This is a genomic window from Kolteria novifilia (genome assembly GCA_007748055.1).
Taxonomy (GTDB): Bacteria; Planctomycetota; Planctomycetia; order Kolteriales; family Kolteriaceae; genus Kolteria; species Kolteria novifilia.
Genome location: CP036279.1, coordinates 930800 through 946716 on the forward strand (window position 1 = coordinate 930800; position 15917 = coordinate 946716).

The window sequence follows — 15917 nt, forward strand, 5'->3', positions numbered from 1 at the left end:
GCGAAGACCCTCTATTCGACGAGTGACGGGTGAGCCGGATCGGACTCCCATTCGGCCATCGAATCGGCGACATCGTCCGGGTTCGGCTTGATGCCGGTGTAGGCCTGGACGACCGACAGCAAGACCCGATGGTGGATCTCGATTGGGTCGACGACGATGCCTCCCTCTTCGCGAAACTCGTGTAGACGATGGGTCGCGAAGGGGTAGTTGCTGAAATCGGCCGCGATTCCCGCCTTGGAAACCGTCTCGGCGGGAAGGTCCTTCACTTCGTCGGTGCATCTCACCAAGGCGTCGGCGGTGAGGTCCGACGCTTCTTCCAGGGTGTAGATCCCACCCGAGATGACTCCTTCGATCTCGCGAAGATCGTCCCTGGCCTTGGTGACGACACTCACCTCGGCGCCGACTCGGCTGAGCGTCAACGCGAGGCTGACGGCGAGGCTGTTGCTTCCTAGGACGATGATCGGTCGGCCGACGATCGGGTTTTCCACGGGAAATCGCTCGGCGAACGCTTTCTCGAATGCCCGTTTGATGGCCTTGCTCATGACGTCGTGGCCGGTCCAGCCTCCCTTGGAGGATTCGAGGAGATCGACCGACCCGTTGAGCGGATCGATGTCGTCGAGGTGGTCGGCATGGGCGGCGAAGAGTTTCCGTTGTTCGAGGGACGGAAGAATGCCCTGAATCGGGAGTCGTTTGGCGGTGCGAAGGAATTTCTCGGGGTTGTCGCCCATCGTGACGGGAATCGCCCGAATGGGGAGTAGGCCCTCGCGAAAGCCTTGATTGAGGATGCGAGCGGCCAGGAGCTGCTCCTGCTGACCGCCGAGGACGCCGACCATCTGGTTCTTGGGCCCGAAGTCGTCAATGACCAGCGCCCCGCGCAGGTCGTCGACGCAAATCATTCCGGGAATGCTCTCCATGCCCGGCTCGAGGGCGGCGTAGGCCCAGGGGGAGCCGAATCGCTTGCCGAGGATGCTGAACATCAAGCCCGCTTCGTCACGGGCGACAATGATGGTGGGACGCGAGGCCTCTTTGAGGATCTGGATCGCCCGGCGGGCCTCTTCGAGGGCGATGTTGGGGAGCACCAATTTGACGACATCGGCGCCGTTTTCGCACGCTTGGAGCCAAATTTGTCGCAAATTAGAAGGGTTCTTGTCGAAATCGGTGTGAGAAACGATCAATTTTGCGCCATTCTCGGGCCGAAAGTCGCGCACGCGGTCGAGTTCGATTTCAACGTAATCGGCGTTCGCGGCCGCCGCTTTGTGTAGCAGCGCGAGCCTCGAATCCTCGTCTCCCTTCCATTGTCCCCCATCGCGAGGGCGTCGGCAGGAGATAATGATCGGGCGATTCCAGGCGCGAAAAAGTTCGGTGAAGGAGGGGCGGCGGACAAAGCGGTCGAGGCAAATCTCGAGAAAATCACAGCGTCCCCGCGCATTGATGATGTCGATAAGTGCAAATCTTCGTGAGGGTTGCGCAATCGAAACGCAGATCATCCGAGTTCATGACTCCAAGCTCGAACGACGGACCAAGGGACTCCGAAGCATAGGGCGAACTTTGCGTCTGAGCCGGTGATCGAGAAATCAGTCCGACGGAAATGTCCTCTCGGGGAAGCGATTTCCCATAGGAGGATAGCGGTTCTGGCGGGATTTTGCCTTTTTTTCGGTCTTTCCGAAACGTTAACATTTAGAGGGTTTGTGAAAATCCCGATCCCCCGCGGCCGCCCATCTCCCCAAGGTGGTTGTCGGCGCCGGAAGCGAAACTATATAGAATCCCGATAACGCTGGATCCCGCCTCGGGAGAATGCCTAGGCTTGGATCAGCGAGCACGTTTCTTCTCAGCGCACACGGCACGGCCAGAGGAACGAGTCGGTAACGATGTAACCGTTGCCTAGATTTCGTTCCAGTCCAAGGCCGGAGGATTTCATGAAACCCACTCTGTTCCTCTCCATGGGCCTCGCCCTCGTTTCCTCGGGTCCGCTCTTGGCCGGGGAGAACGTTGACTTGACGACCCTCGCGCCCACTGCCCAGGTCGCCGATGGGACCCCTCGCCAATGTCACGACACGATCGCTCGACTCGTCGACGCGATGCGTCGGCACGATCACCTGGCGATCAACGAAGCACTCACTCGCTGCGTCACGCAAGACAAGGGCGCCGGTGCCGTCGGGCCTCTCGTCTGCCTGCTCGACGATTCCGACGAAGTGATCCGCTGGGAGGCCGCCAAACTCCTCGGCGAACTCGGATCGACCGCCGAGTCGGCCCTGTCGGCGGTGGCGGAGCGACTCAACGATTCCGATGCCCTCGTCCGGTGGGCCGCGTGCGACACGCTCAGCAAGATCGGCACCGAGAATGGCAAGGTCGTCGCGATTTTCGTCGATTCGCTGGCTCACACCGACAGCCGTGTCCGGCGCCAGTCGGCCCGGGCGCTCGCGAACATGGGCATCGACGCATCGTCGGCGGTGCCCGCGCTCTCGCGGCAGTTGGGTGACGAGGATGTCCTGGTTCGGCGGGAATCGGTGCGAGCTCTCGGACTGGTCGGAGGCGACTCCACGGCGATTGTTCCGGTTCTCGTGACCGCTCTGGGCGACGAAGACTCATTCGTTCGGTCGACCGCGGTCGGAGCCCTGCGTCGGGTCGCGGTTCGCGCCGGCGCCGACTTGGTGGAACTGACGCAAGTCTCCGGCATGATGTCTTCCATCGTCCGCGCGACGACGGCTGACGATCCGATCACCTCGGACGGTGCCCTCTAACAGCCCGTCGACTTAAGCTGCTCATGGCGTGATTGGCGAATTCGTCAAATGAATTCTCGGCCCCAGATCGTGCGAGGCCTGCCACGTCACCGTTTTTCCCAGCATGCCCACGACAAGCGTGGGGCTTTCCCAGCATGCCCACGACAAGCGTGGGTCATGGCGCCCAGGGGCACCAAAGTGATCGCTTGGCAATGAACTAGTGGTTCATCTATCCTAGGATTTCGGGTTGGTTGATTGCTTCTGTTCGAGGAAACTTGTTGCTTCCTGGAAAGCACGGAGGTTTCCCAATGAACAAGAAGTACATCGTTCGCCTCACGGAAGAGGAACGCGCAACTTGTCACGCGGTCATCAAGAAGCTCAAAGGCTCCTCCCAGAAGGTTCGACGGGCACAAATGCTCTTGAAGACAGACGCCAACGGTCCGGCGTGGACGGATGAGAGAATTGCCGAGGCTTTTGGTTGTCGTGTCCAGACCGTTGAGAATCTACGCAAACGCCTAGTCACCGAGAGTTTTGCGTTGGCATTGGATGGAATGAGACGCGAGAAGCCACCGACTCCGCCGAAGCTCGACGGGCAGGCCGAAGCAAGACTAATCGCCATGCGTCTGGGAGAGCCGCCCAAGGGATACGGCAAGTGGACGCTGCAACTACTTGCCGATCAATTGGTTAAACTAGAGGTAGTGGAATCCATTTGTCCCGAGACCGTTCGCAAGACGCTAAAAAAAATCGCATGACCAAGCGTATGATCGACTATTGGGTGATCCCCCCGAGAACGACGCTGAGTTCGTCGCTTGCATGGAGGAAGTCCTCGAAACCTATGAAAGACCCTACGATGCAGACCATCCGGTCATTTGCATGGACGAGCAACCGGTCCAGCTGATCAAAGAAACAAGCCTCGTCTTCAGAATTTGTGGGTCGATGGTGGCTCGGGGAGGTTGCCGAGATTGTGATAGAGAGCGTATTTGAGGGTGCTGGGGTCGCGAAAGCCGTAGGAGCGGCGGGTCGTCAATTTGACCTTCAGATTCATTCCCTCGACGGCGCCCGCGGAAATCTCTCCTTTTGCCTCGAACCAATTGAAGATCTGCTCGGCGTGACGCTCGAGGGTTCGTGCCAGGTTGCGCATCGGTTCGATCCGTGTGCTCAAGGCCCGATCGAGCCACTCCTGGAAGAAGGATCCGATCCGCCAGGGAGCCTTGTAGTCCCAAAGCCGCTGGAAGTCTTCCTTCATCAGGTAGCACTTGACCGTCCTGAGGTTGTGCGTCAACAACTCGTTGAGACGAAGGACCTCCTTGCGTTTGAGGTTGCCGCGACGCTTGAGCAGCAGCCAACGCGTCCGCTTGAGCACCTCGAAGCCCTTGCGTTTGAGTTCGCGTGCCTCCTGGGCCCGCACCTTGTCGATCGCCTTGTTGAACAACTGCATGATGTGGAAGCGGTCGAGAATGTGCAGGGCCCCATTGGCCTCGCGAGCGATGACCGACAGGTAGGCTTTCCACATGTCGCTGCAGATGTACTTCAGCCGCTCGGTTCGCCGCCTGCCGAAGAAGCGAAAGAAACGACCGAGCGTCTCCTTGGTCCGGTCTTGCCCGACCCAAAGCAGACGACGCGATCCGCGGTCGATCTGATAGACCAGGGTGAAGTACTGATGGCCCTTGCGGTAGGCGACCTCGTCGATGCCGATCGCCTCGATCCCTTCCAGCTCGCGATGGCGGATTCCCCAGCAAACCGCCATTTTCACCGCACGAAAGACGGTGTGCCAACTCGTGCCGAAGATCTCGGCGGTCTCACGCCAGCTCAAGCGTTTGGCCCAACGGGCCAGGAACCATTGGAAGCTCGACGTCGTTCGCTCCTTGCCCGACGCCCAGGGAATGCGTTCCACCTTCACCCCGCAAGCAGGGCATGCGACCCGCCGCGCCGCGTAGACGAACCAGACCGCCAGGCCCCACAACGGCACGTGCTGAAAACGGCGTTCCGGCAAGTGGTCGTACGTGCCGCCACGATTCCCGCAACCCGAACAGATCGGCCGGCTGCGACGCCGTGGGCGAACCCGAACCAGCAGTCCCTCTTTCGACGAATCGGCCCAAGCCGCCGATTCGTAGACGAAACTCCCGTGACGCTCCAAGGCGTTGAGGATAACCTGAAGTCGCATCCCGTCTCTCGCGGCTGGCGTTTGAAGAAGTCCTTGCAAACTCCATCATGCGCCCCTCGAGAGCGGGATGCTCTTTTTTGGCCTCCTGCCGACTTCTCTCCTTTCCGCTTGACCAGTGGAACATCCTCCCCGCCAACGGCCAAGGAGGAGTCTTTGCCGGGCGACCGAAGCCGAGCCACGATGGCGAGGATGCAGGGCGAGCGAAGCGAGAAGACCAGGCAAAGCAGCAGCCGGACGCGGCCCTTGGCATACGGCGGTAACCTCCACTACCAAGCGGAACGGAGAAGACACTCACCACCCACAGATTTGGCAATAGAGCCAGAAACAAGGCAGCCGATTGAAGCTGCCAAGGACCATCCCAAGCGAGTCGATTACGAGTATGAACGAAACGGAACGGCGAGCATCTTCATGTTCAGCGAGCCGCTTTCAGGTTTTCGCCAAGCGACGGCCAGGTCGCAACGCACCAAGGTTGATTGGGCGCAAGAGGTCGCGCAACTGCTCGACACTCGCTACGCCGATTGCCAGCAAGTGACGCTGGTTCTCGACAACCTAAACACCCACACCAAGGGAGCGTTCTACGAGTTGTTTGAGCCTGCCGTGGCACGTGCCTATGTCAAGCGAATCACGTTCGTCTACACTCCGAAGCATGGGAGCTGGCTAAACGTCGCCGAATGCGAACTGAGCGCGATGACACGACAGTGTCTGACCGGTCGACGCGTCGGCGAACTCGACGAATTACGAGACGAAATCGGGGCTTGGTCCGACCAGACCAACCAGAAGCAGCGCGGCGTCGACTGGCAACTACAAATCGACGAAGCACGCACCAAACTGGCCCGACTCTACCCAAAAATTAAGAATGGATGATGAACTAGCCGATCCGACGATCGTCCTTGTTGCCAAGGTCCATCCTTGCGGCGAACGCCTGTTCTCTCGCCGCGATTTTGTCACTTCCGCCACCGATTCCGCGAAGGCTCGTGCCACGAAACTTGCCGCGAGCCCATGAATCTTGTTAACCTCCGATTGTCATCGATACGCCCCATCCGATGGTCTCAGTACGGAGTCGACAAGAAGCCATGGCCAACTTGCACGAGAGCCTGCGAAACCTCCTCCTCAGAACCGACGAAGAACTGGCGCAGCAGTTCTACAAGATCGTGATCGCCAAGCACCCGGACATCGGCCGCTTCTTTGAAGGCGTCGACATGCGCTACCAGGCGGCGATCCTGACGATCGGTCTGGAGTCGGTCATCCAATACTTCGTGTCTCGGGTCGAATTTCAGAAGCGGTACCTGATCCGAATGGGACACAAGCACTACAAGCTTGGCATCCCGAGGGAACTCTTTCCGAAGTTCAGCGCCGTGCTGATTGAAGTGGTCAAGGACTTCCACAAGGACGACTGGACCGCCGAGCTCGAGCATCAATGGAACGAAGCTCTGCACCTCGGGATCGAGACGATGTTCCTCGGCTACGTCGATGAGTTGCCTGGCAATTAGGCACTGCTCCGCCTGAATGTTTGCGTTGGTTTGGACGCAGTCCTCTGGCACTGGCTGGCCAGCAGTCAGTGGCAGCCGAGGGTCAGGTCCCAATGATGCACTAGGCGTGTGGCGCTTGCCGAACCCAAGGCGATTCCCTCGTGCTCACGCCAAGCGTGGTTCTCTTTATGTGCCCACGGCGAACGTGGTTCTCTTTGCGTGCCCACGACAAGCGTGAGCATTGGCACTCATAGGTCGCTTGAATCGGGACGTTGAGCGACGGGCAATCCCGTTCGCGGAACGTGAACGCCGCGACGGCATCGATTCGAATCGGGTTGGAATCGTTTGTTGGGAGTGGTGAGAGGAAGTGTCCGGCCCCGTCGGGGCGGCGTCGTGCGGTCGCTCGTCGCTGGCGGGGGACCCGAGCGACAAACTGACCACGACGACACCGCCCCTTCCATTGACCGGTGCAAGACGCCCCAGGTAACCGCGGGGGCGTAACGACGAGAAGCGGTGCTCACTGGCCCGAGAGCAGCCAGCGGCACCCGAACTCCTGTCGGTGACCTCGCCGCTAAGCGACGCGCGACGATCCCTTGCCACCCTCTTCGGGCGTGGCCGGCCGCGGTGACCAAAGCAGCCTCGCCACCCGGCTCAAGCGGGCGTGCGGCGTGATCGCCTCGTACGCGGAGAGGCGGTTGGCCAGGTCGTGAACTTGGCCGAGGAACCCTTCGGCGCGTCCGCGGAGCCAGCTCTTCTCCAGCTTCTGGTACAAGTCGAGGGTCCGTCCCCGCACCACGTTGGCGATCGCGACGATGTCGCGACACTCCTGATCGTGGCGCGAGCGATCCGAATCGTAACCTCCCATCACCGAGGCGAGCAGTTCGCGGGCTTGCTGGGTCGCGGCGACTTCGATCGTTGCTCCGACCTCGGTCGACATGACGTGGCTGTCATGCAGTTCGCCGAGCGTGTCCTGCAATCCCTTGAGCCGCTTGACCATCGGCTTGCACTCGGGGATGAAGTGACGAATCGGATCGAGCAAGCACCGCAGCCGCTTGACGACCAGGCGAGCCTCGTGCGAGTTCTCTTCGTCCTCGGGCCCTTCAATAAATCGGAGATAGTCCTCGAGTTCCTGAGCATCTTCTCGAATAAGTTCCGCGGTGGCGGCGGCGAAGGTGCAATCGGCGCGAGGACGCTCGAGATGGATCTCGAGACGATACATCATCAGCCTTTCACGCAATTTCGGTTCGAGTTTGCCGAACCGCTCCTGGACCTGGGCGCGGATCTCGTCGTAGCCGGCGGACTTGAACGAGGAGAGCCGGTCGATGAGTCGCTGTAGTCCGAGGGCATGCTTGCCTTCAAGGGCTTTTTTTTGCGCGTTGAGCCATTGGAGTTGGACTTCGGCATCACGCGTGGCGTTGGTGGAGGAGGCGAGCTCTTTGACCTTGGTCAAGAGCTTGCGCGAAATGTTCTGCTTGAAGTAGCGCCGATAGGCTTTGAGCCGACTGCGAAGTCCGCGAACGGCGACTCGGAAGTCGTGCAGCGCCTCGGTGTCGTGTGGATCCTCCAGGCGCCGGACGGCCGCGGAAGCGGTGTCCAACGAGGAGAGGGCAAGCAACCGCGCACCACTTTCGGGAATTTGTTCGAGTAAGTTTTCAGGAAGTTTCACGCTCTCTGTCCCACTATGTTGCTCGTACTGACCATCCTTGGCCCATCGAGAGGGCCGAAAATTCGGGGCTGAAAACTCCCCTGTCTATATATCCTTCCGAAAGCTCGCGGATCTTAACGTAATCTTCATCTTGTCTCTCTTGCCCGTTCCCTCGGAAGGAGCGCCGTCGCTCTTTCTCCATGCGGTATCATGAGTTGGGGTGTCAATCCCCCGACGGTGAAGTCGCGTGCTCCTTCTTATGTCGGCGAAATCGACCCTCGCGGACGAGCCGACTTTCGCCCAACCGGCGTCGAACGCTCCCGCGCCGCCTTCGCAATCTTGACGATCGGCAGGGTTGGCGGGATACTGCGCGTCCGGCCCTCGGGGCCGCAGGGGGACCATGGATCACCAGCGCGGAGACCTTAATGCCCACGGAACCGGAACGCCCGGTAGGCAAGCTGTTCGTCCTCGACACGAATGTGATTCTGCACGACTACAACTGCATTCAAAACTTCGAGGAAAACGACGTCGTCATTCCGATCACCGTATTGGAGGAACTCGATCGCTTTAAACGTGGCAACCAAGACATCAACTTTCAGGCCCGTGAGTTTCTTCGTCGACTCGACAAGCTCACCGGCGATATCCTCTCCGACGCGGGAGTTGCTCTTGGCCCAGGGATGGGAGCAATTCGCGTTGTCCTGACCGGGCCGCTCGACGAAGCCTTGAAGGTCGCTTTCTCCCAAGACACGCCCGATCACCGCATTCTCAACGCCGGCATCTCGCTTCAAAAGAAAGAGCCCCATCGCTCGGTCATCCTGGTCTCCAAGGACACCAACCTTCGAATGAAGGCGAAGGCCCTCGGCATGCCCGCCCAGGACTACACCAGCGACAAGGTCGAGAGCGTCGACAAGCTGTACAGCGGCAAGCGGACCTTCGAGGGCATTCCCAGCGAAGTCATCGACTCCTTCTACACCGATGGCGAGGCTGCTCGCGAGCAACTCGCCCTCGTCGATCATCCATTGGCCAACGAGAACTTCGTCCTTCGCAACGGTTCGAAGTCGGCGCTCGCGACCTACCGTTCGACCTCCGACAGCTTCGCGCGTGTTGAAAAACTCCAGGCGTATCAGATTTCGCCCCGAAATGCCGAACAGGCCTTCGCGCTGGCGGCGCTGACCAACGACGACATCAAACTGGTGACGTTGGCGGGCAAGGCGGGGACGGGGAAGACCCTTCTCGCTCTGGCGGCGGCGCTGGAGTGCCGGTCGAAGTACCGTCAGATCTTGCTGGCGCGTCCGGTGGTGCCTCTGGGAAACCAGGACCTCGGGTTTCTGCCAGGGGATTCAGACGCGAAGCTGACGCCCTACATGCAGCCCCTGTTCGACAACCTGACGGTGATTCGGCATCAGTTCGGCGAACACGACATCGGGGCCAAACGCATCCAGGACATGCTCGACTCCGAGAAGCTCATGATCACGCCGTTGGCGTACATTCGCGGGCGGAGCTTGCAGCGGGTCTTTTTCATCGTCGACGAGGCCCAGAACCTTACCCCGCACGAGATCAAGACGATCATCACCCGTGCCGGCGAGGGAACGAAGATCGTCTTCACCGGCGACATCCACCAGATCGATCAGCCGTACCTCGACGCTCTGTCGAATGGGCTCAGCTACCTGACGAGCCGAATGGTCGGCCAATCGCTCTACGCCCACGTCACGCTCGAGAAGGGGGAGCGTTCAGTCCTCGCCGAGATGGCCAGCAACCTGCTGTGAGGATTGATCGGCAGTTTCGGCGGGGGCTTCGTCTGTCCCGTCTTCGTTGCGCCCACGCTTGCGTGGGCATGGGGACAACGCTTGCGATCGGGCAAGATTCCGCGCGAACGATGGAGCAGGCTTCATGTCGCGAACTTGCCAATCGAGACGCCAACGCTCTGTTCGAACTTCCAGTCTGTGTTGATGTCGCCCCAATCCTTTGGCACTGGCAAGTAGCCAGTGGAAACCGAAGGCAACCATGATTGAGGACGCTAACGACCTGGTCGCGGAGCGATGAGCCCATTCAAGGGCTGCGGTGGAACAGAGAAGCCGTGAAGCGGCGGCCGAATAGAGGCTGGCACGTGAGTGCCAGGTTGTCGAGTCCCGTATGGCGAGCCCCGGTGGGGCGATAACTCTTCCCTTGCCCCATTCGCGAAGCGACCAACTCTTGGCGGGTGTCGAGAGTGTAGGGGGACCGTATTGCCTATCGATGGTGCGCCGCAGGCCCACTCTACGAGGATCCGCGCTCCCGTTGGGGTTGCCGAGTCCAACCCCCGGTCGCGGGACAACCGGGGGCTCAGGGTTTGGGAGAGCCGATCAGTGGATCGGATTGAAGACCAATCCGCTGGCGAGCTTCGGATAGAAGTAGGTGCTCTTGGGCGGCATCTTCTCGAACTTGCTCGCCAGGGCCCGAATGTGCTCCACCGTCGCCGGCTGCACGATGCAACAGAGGTCGCAGCTCTTCGCGGCCATCGACTCGAGGACTTCGTCGACGAGATGGACGTACGTGCACGAGGGGGTGCCCATTCCTTCCAGGCACTTACCCAACGCCAAGCGGTGCAGGATGCTGACGCCCAGTGACTTCCAGACCTCCGAATGATCGCTGACGGCGGCGTCCATCGCCTTGGGATCCTTCAGGGTGGCGACGAACCACTCCTGATCGGAGGTCGTGCCGAAGGCCATCATGTCTTGCCGGTCGGAGGATTCGACGGCTTCGCAAGCTTGGCGCGCCTTCTCCTCGCCACTGCCGATCGCCTCGATTTTGAAGACTTCGCCCAGACGGTCCTGGAGCTGTGCCGAGGTGATGCCGGGTAGGCCACTGACCAGGCGGTGGGTCGGCATCACCTTGAGTCCCGGATCGTCCATGCCGACGAGCATCATCAGGGTGAAGCAGGAGGGATCCTCCGGTCCGGTGACCTTGCCGGCGGCCTCGCGTTCCTCGAGGTGCTTGCAACTCGTCTCGTAGCGGTGGTGACCGTCGGCGATGAAGATCGGCTTCGGTCCCATCAATCCCTGGATCTTGCTGACGGTCTCGGGATCGGTGACGGTCCAGAGGCGATGGGTCACGCCAAGGTGGTCGACCGCCTCGAGCGGGGTCTTGCCGCGAACGGCTTCTTCGATGCTGTTGGCGACTTCGTTATCGGCGTCGGGATAGAGTCCGAAGATCTGGCTCAAGTTCATGCCGGTCGCGTGGAAGAGCTTCAGGCGGTCGGCCTTGGGGCCGGGCATCGTCTCCTCGTGTGGGTAGATCTTGCCCTCGCCGAAGGGTTCGAGGCGCACGCGGACCATGAAGCCGCGGCGGTTGTAGGTCACGCCTTCCCAAGTGAACTCTTGGAAGTAGGCGTAAACGCACGGTTCGGCTTCCTCGGCCAGGGCGCCCGACTCGCGCCAGTGGCGAAGGGTCTTCGACGCGCGGGTGTAGCGGTTGTCGGTGTCGGTGTCCTCGGGTTTGGTCGGGTTGAGGATCAACCGGATGACGTTGTGGTCGTTGGCGGCGTGAAGCCGTTGGGAGAGGCCTTCGTCGATGACGTCGTAAGGAGGCGCGATTAGGTCGGCCAAGGAGCCGGTTTTTGCCAAGTCGTAGCGAAGGCCGCGGAAGGCCCGAATGTCTGCCATGGAAGCTTCTCCCCAAGTGGCTGCGATGGTTCATGATCGACGACGCCCACGCGAGCAGGCCGCTGAAAGGCTCGGAGGGCCGGGGGCGAATGGGTTCGCCTTGGCACGCCTAGCTCAACAGCCTGCGAGGGGCCGACGGGGATGAATCGTTCCTGGCGGTGATCTCTAAGCCCGAACGAGTTCGTCCGCTTCACGGACGGAACGGAAGAAGGCGGCGAGCTGATCGTAATCCTTGACCCCCGGAGCCGACTCGACGCCACTGGCGACATCGACCCCGAACGGTCTGAGAAGACGAATCGCGTCCCCGACATTCTCGGGGTTCAAGCCACCGGCGAGGATCATGGGAATGTCAAAGGAAGTTTCCAGCGCCTGGTCCCAATCCCAAGTCATCCCTGTTCCGCCCGCGATCCCCTTCCGATGAGTATCAAGCAGGATGGCCTTCGGCAACTGTCCCAGCCGATCGCACTCCTCAAGGAAGGTCGTGATGAGGGCCGCGGTCTCGGGGCCTTTCCAGGAAAAGGCGCGAACGACGCGAAGCGGAGCCAACTCCGCGACGAGGGCGGGAGGCTCCGAACCGTGGAGCTGCACCGAGTGAACCCCGGTCCGGGCGAGGGTGTCGCGAATGGCTCCGGCATCGGCGTTGCGGAAGACGCCGACGATTTCCACGCCGGGAAGGGTGTTGGAGACGATCGAGCGCGCGGTGACCAAGGAGACGCGCCGCGGCGACTCTCGGCAGAAGTTCAATCCGATGGCATCGGCACGGCCGCCGCCGACGGCCATGATGGCGTCTTCGGGAGAGGTGATGCCACAGATCTTGATGCGCGTCCGCTGCTGCATCATGGACCATTCCTTTTCACCTGGGATCGTTCGCAGGCCAAAAGACATCGTCAATGGCTGCCGATCCCGCGACGCACCTACTACGTTTATGCGCGCCGACTGCGATCGACAAGGTATTCCATCAGTGCACGATCGAAGGGCATCCCCGTGTGCACGGGGACATAGTCAATCCTCGCGTGGGCGAAATCGCGGCGATACCGGTCTTGAAACTCCGCCAACGCCTCGAGGTAGTCCGCGCGAAGCCCATCGGAGTCGATTACCATCTTTCGATCCGATTCGACGTCCTCGAGTTCAACCATTCCGTGAAACGGGAACTCCGCCTCCGCGGCATCGAGAATGTGGAAGACGATGACGTCGTTGCCGCCATGTTTCAAGTGGTGCAGGCCGCGGATGACATCGTCGGGATTGTTCAGGAGGTCACTGAAGACCATCAACAGGCTCCGATGTCGCACCATCGCCGCGACTTGATGCAGCGAGGCGGCGATGTCGGTGGTCCCGGTCGGCTTTAGCTTCGCCAGCAGGGCGAGAATGGCCGAGAGCTGGGTGCGCCGACTGCGGGGAGGCAGGCTGTTTCGGACCTTGGTATCGAACGTCACCAAGCCGACGGCATCGGATTGATGGATCATGAGGTACGCGAGCGAGGCGGCCAGACAGATGCCGTACTCGAACTTGGTCAGCTCTTGATCATGGGTGTAGTCCATCGAGGCGGAGAGGTCCATGACCAGGTAGCCGTCGAGATTGGTCTCGGCCTCGTATTTCTTGACGTAGAAGCGGTCGGTCTTGGCGAAGACGTTCCAGTCGATGGTGCTGGGATCGTCCCCGGGCGTGTACTTGCGATGTTCGCTGAACTCGGTGCTGAAGCCCTGGAAGGGGCTGGCGTGCAAGCCGCTGATGAAGCCTTCGACGATGAACCGCGCCCGCAGATCAAGCCGCTTGACCTGGCGGATGACCTCCGGCTTGAGATATTTCTCCTGGGATCCCATCGAAAGGTCTCGACGTGGGCACGATGACGAGGAAGGCGGAACGGGATGCGAACCCTAGATCCGCCGTGGGCTGGCGCCCCGACGAGAACGCGTGGGACGCGTGGTCTCTTGATCGCCGGGCGATCCACCGACCGTTTCGATCTTACCAGAGTCGTCATAGCGTCGATAGTGGTGATAGCGGTAAAGATAGTCGGCCGCCGGATCGAAGGGGTGAGCCGGCGAGCGATCGAAGATGACCCGACTGGCATGATCGACGTACGCAAGCCAGTAGCGATCGGGGTTGAAGGCGTTTCCCTTCTCGAGATTGCGGTACTGGTAGCCCCAGAAGTTTTGGTGAAGCGGAAGGGTCTGGAAGACGCACAGGAAGATTCCAGCCAAGATCCACCCGTTGAAGGCTCCGATCAGCGCCCCGCCGATCTGATGTACCATCCCGGGAAGCTTGACCATTACCGGCGAGAGGTGCTCGGCGGCCAACCGCAGACCGGTCACGCAGAGGGAGAAAATCGCGAGGATGACGATCGCGTCCGCGTAGGCTCCGATCGCGGGGACCGATCGTTCGATCAACGCGGCGATCGGCTCGAAGGTCGTGAAGGCGATCAGCCCCGAGAAGATCGTCGCGACGAGGACGACCGCCGCGCCCTGAGCGCCCTCTTTCATCAAAAGGCCGGCCGAGGCGAGGATCAGGCCGATCACCAAGACATAGAGCATCGTTCTTCGGTTCTCCCGGCGTTTACGTCGCCACTCGTTTGAGTTCTTCGACCGACGTCACGCCCCGCGCGACCAGGCGGATGCCATAGTTGCGCATCAACTCCAACCCATTGCGTCGGGCCTCGGTCTTGAGTTCCTTCAGCGAGGTCCGGTCGCGAATCATGTCGCGCATCGGCTCGCTGACGGTGAGCAACTCGAAGATTCCCGTACGACCAAAATAACCTGTGGTGGAGCAGTGCTCGCAGCCGCCCTTCTGGGCTCGGTGAAAGGCCTCGATCCCCGCGCTCGACTTGATGCCCAGCTTCGAGAGAAGCTCGGGCGACGGCACGTAGGGTTGACGGCACTTCTTGCAAAGTACCCGGACGAGCCGTTGGGCGATCACCGCCGAGAGAGCCGTGGCCAAGTTGCTCGAGTCAACGCCGAGATCGAGCAGACGGAAGACCGTGGTGACCGCGTCATTGGCGTGAACGCTGCTGAAGACCAAGTGGCCCGTTTGGGCGGCTTGGCAAGCGATGGTCGCCGTCTCCGCGTCGCGGATTTCGCCGACGAGGATGACGTCGGGGTCCTGGCGCAAGATGCTCCGCAGGCTGCCCGCGAAGGTCTGTCCAGCCTTGGTGTTGATCTCGATCTGCGTGATCGCATCCAAGCGGTATTCGATCGGATCCTCGATCGTGATGACGTTGTGCATGTAGCGATCGAGCGTATTGAGGCACGCGTAGAGGGTCGTACTTTTGCCCGCTCCGGTCGGGCCACAGCAGAGGACCATCCCGTGCGGCTGCTCGATGATCTCGCTCATCCGTTCGCGGAGCTTCTTGTTGAGCCCGACCCGCTCGAGTTTGAGCATGTCTTGCGAACCGTCGAGGATACGCAAGACCATCTTCTCGCCGTGGGACGAGCCGGAGGTGGCGACACGAATGTCGTATTCCTTGTCCTCGCCGAGGATGACGCCGAAGCTGCCGTCCTGGGGTTTGCGCCGTTCGGTGATGTCCATGGCGCCGAGCACCTTGTAGACATTTAGCAGCGCGTCGCCGGTCGGGCGATCGAAGGGTTCGGCGGCATGGAGAATGCCGTCAATACGATAGCGGACCGAGAGTTGCTCGCCGCTCGGCTCTAGGTGGATGTCGGTGACGCGCGATTGGATCGCGTCGTACATCAATTCCTTGGCCGACCCGTAGCCGCGGGATCCCTCGGCCTTGCTGACGGCATCCTCGCGTCGGCCGGTGCTCGTCTTGGCGACGAAAGTGAGTTGGAGTTCCTCCTCGCCGACATCGTCCTTGTCGAAACGCATCCCAAAACGCGCCGCCAGTCGCTCAAAGTGCTCTGGTGTGAGCAGTTTACGGTTGTCCGCCACGTTCGGATTGTGGGCGATGTAGACGAAGGCCACCACGGGCCCGAGGACGAACGCCACGTAGATACCGATCGAGGCGACGAAGTTCTCCACGATGAAGAATTGCAGGACGCCGACCAGGCCGAGAAAGAGGACCGCGGAGTTCCAGAGCCCCGCGTCGGCGCGAATCGACTGCGCGTCCTCGTTGACCCAGTGCGAAAGGGCCGTCCACCCGAGAAAGAGGGCGATCGCGACGATCAGCGTGATGTAGTTCAGGGTGAACCCGGAGCCACGCGGTACCTGCGCGAGGAGCGCGAGCGGTCCCCCCGCGAGGGCGGTTCCCGTCAGCCCGGCCATCGCGACCGCAAGCCACACTGGGAGTAGACGTTTCAAGGATGGGCCCCTTTCCGTGCTTGTCGCTTC

Annotated in this window: 13 protein-coding genes; 5 read left to right on the top strand and 8 right to left on the bottom strand. The window is 60.9% G+C overall.

What is annotated here, in order from left to right; all coding sequences use genetic code 11:
• Nucleotides 1-11 precede the first annotated feature (11 nt).
• Complete coding sequence (locus Pan216_RS03465) at nt 12-1487, bottom strand: type I 3-dehydroquinate dehydratase (protein WP_145254864.1); 1476 nt, start codon at nt 1485-1487, stop codon at nt 12-14.
• Between the two features lie 429 nt (nt 1488-1916).
• Here Pan216_RS03465 and Pan216_RS03470 point away from each other — a divergent pair, with 429 nt between their 5' ends.
• Both Pan216_RS03470 and Pan216_RS03475 read left to right on the top strand, forming a co-directional pair.
• Nucleotides 1917-2741, top strand: a complete 825-nt coding sequence (locus Pan216_RS03470; RefSeq protein WP_145254867.1) for a HEAT repeat domain-containing protein — start codon at nt 1917-1919, stop codon at nt 2739-2741.
• A gap of 287 nt (nt 2742-3028) precedes the next feature.
• Nucleotides 3029-3472, top strand: coding sequence for a helix-turn-helix domain-containing protein (locus Pan216_RS03475; protein ID WP_145254025.1), 444 nt, complete (start codon nt 3029-3031; stop codon nt 3470-3472).
• A 167-nt stretch (nt 3473-3639) separates the two neighbouring features.
• Here Pan216_RS03475 and Pan216_RS03480 read toward each other — a convergent pair whose 3' ends face one another.
• Nucleotides 3640-4884: an ISL3 family transposase gene (locus Pan216_RS03480; RefSeq protein ID WP_145254871.1), complete on the bottom strand. Its 1245-nt coding sequence runs from the start codon at nt 4882-4884 to the stop codon at nt 3640-3642.
• 180 nt (nt 4885-5064) lie between these two features.
• Here Pan216_RS03480 and Pan216_RS03485 point away from each other — a divergent pair, with 180 nt between their 5' ends.
• The gene (locus Pan216_RS03485) at nt 5065-5748 is read left to right on the top strand and encodes an IS630 family transposase (protein ID WP_145254874.1); all 684 of its coding nucleotides are present in this window, start codon (nt 5065-5067) and stop codon (nt 5746-5748) included.
• A 209-nt stretch (nt 5749-5957) separates the two neighbouring features.
• Complete coding sequence (locus Pan216_RS03490; protein WP_145254877.1) at nt 5958-6374, top strand: globin; 417 nt, start codon at nt 5958-5960, stop codon at nt 6372-6374.
• A 550-nt stretch (nt 6375-6924) separates the two neighbouring features.
• Here Pan216_RS03490 and Pan216_RS03495 read toward each other — a convergent pair.
• Nucleotides 6925-8019 carry a CHAD domain-containing protein gene (locus Pan216_RS03495; protein ID WP_145254880.1) on the bottom strand — a complete coding sequence of 365 codons (1095 nt, stop codon included), beginning with the start codon at nt 8017-8019 and terminating at the stop codon, nt 6925-6927.
• Between the two features lie 404 nt (nt 8020-8423).
• On the opposite strand from Pan216_RS03495, the gene Pan216_RS03500 reads away from it, so the two are divergent.
• Nucleotides 8424-9764, top strand: coding sequence for a PhoH family protein (locus Pan216_RS03500; RefSeq protein ID WP_145254882.1), 1341 nt, complete (start codon nt 8424-8426; stop codon nt 9762-9764).
• A gap of 576 nt (nt 9765-10340) precedes the next feature.
• Here Pan216_RS03500 and Pan216_RS03505 read toward each other — a convergent pair.
• From Pan216_RS03505 to Pan216_RS03525, 5 genes are all read right to left on the bottom strand, one after another.
• Nucleotides 10341-11639 (bottom strand): DUF1015 domain-containing protein, encoded by a 1299-nt coding sequence (locus tag Pan216_RS03505; protein WP_145254885.1) that lies wholly within the window; start codon nt 11637-11639, stop codon nt 10341-10343.
• A 165-nt stretch (nt 11640-11804) separates the two neighbouring features.
• Nucleotides 11805-12479, bottom strand: a complete 675-nt coding sequence (locus Pan216_RS03510) for a phosphoribosylanthranilate isomerase (protein WP_419193214.1) — start codon at nt 12477-12479, stop codon at nt 11805-11807.
• An 83-nt stretch (nt 12480-12562) separates the two neighbouring features.
• On the bottom strand, nt 12563-13459 hold the full coding sequence (locus tag Pan216_RS03515) for a DUF58 domain-containing protein (protein ID WP_145254891.1): 897 nt from the start codon (nt 13457-13459) through the stop codon (nt 12563-12565).
• Between the two features lie 54 nt (nt 13460-13513).
• A complete protein-coding gene (locus Pan216_RS03520; RefSeq protein ID WP_145254894.1) occupies nt 13514-14167 on the bottom strand; it encodes a CvpA family protein in 654 nt (217 codons plus the stop codon).
• 22 nt (nt 14168-14189) lie between these two features.
• Complete coding sequence (locus Pan216_RS03525) at nt 14190-15887, bottom strand: GspE/PulE family protein (protein WP_145254897.1); 1698 nt, start codon at nt 15885-15887, stop codon at nt 14190-14192.
• Between the last annotated feature and the right edge of the window lie 30 nt (nt 15888-15917).

Coding starts and splice junctions, on each gene's coding strand:
- Pan216_RS03465 (WP_145254864.1), bottom strand. CDS start 1,487: ATGATCTGCGTTTCGATTGCGCAACCCTCACGAAGATTTGCACTTATC.
- Pan216_RS03470 (WP_145254867.1), top strand. CDS start 1,917: ATGAAACCCACTCTGTTCCTCTCCATGGGCCTCGCCCTCGTTTCCTCG.
- Pan216_RS03475 (WP_145254025.1), top strand. CDS start 3,029: ATGAACAAGAAGTACATCGTTCGCCTCACGGAAGAGGAACGCGCAACT.
- Pan216_RS03480 (WP_145254871.1), bottom strand. CDS start 4,884: ATGCGACTTCAGGTTATCCTCAACGCCTTGGAGCGTCACGGGAGTTTC.
- Pan216_RS03485 (WP_145254874.1), top strand. CDS start 5,065: ATGGCGAGGATGCAGGGCGAGCGAAGCGAGAAGACCAGGCAAAGCAGC.
- Pan216_RS03490 (WP_145254877.1), top strand. CDS start 5,958: ATGGCCAACTTGCACGAGAGCCTGCGAAACCTCCTCCTCAGAACCGAC.
- Pan216_RS03500 (WP_145254882.1), top strand. CDS start 8,424: ATGCCCACGGAACCGGAACGCCCGGTAGGCAAGCTGTTCGTCCTCGAC.
- Pan216_RS03505 (WP_145254885.1), bottom strand. CDS start 11,639: ATGGCAGACATTCGGGCCTTCCGCGGCCTTCGCTACGACTTGGCAAAA.
- Pan216_RS03510 (WP_419193214.1), bottom strand. CDS start 12,479: ATGATGCAGCAGCGGACGCGCATCAAGATCTGTGGCATCACCTCTCCC.
- Pan216_RS03515 (WP_145254891.1), bottom strand. CDS start 13,459: ATGGGATCCCAGGAGAAATATCTCAAGCCGGAGGTCATCCGCCAGGTC.
- Pan216_RS03520 (WP_145254894.1), bottom strand. CDS start 14,167: ATGCTCTATGTCTTGGTGATCGGCCTGATCCTCGCCTCGGCCGGCCTT.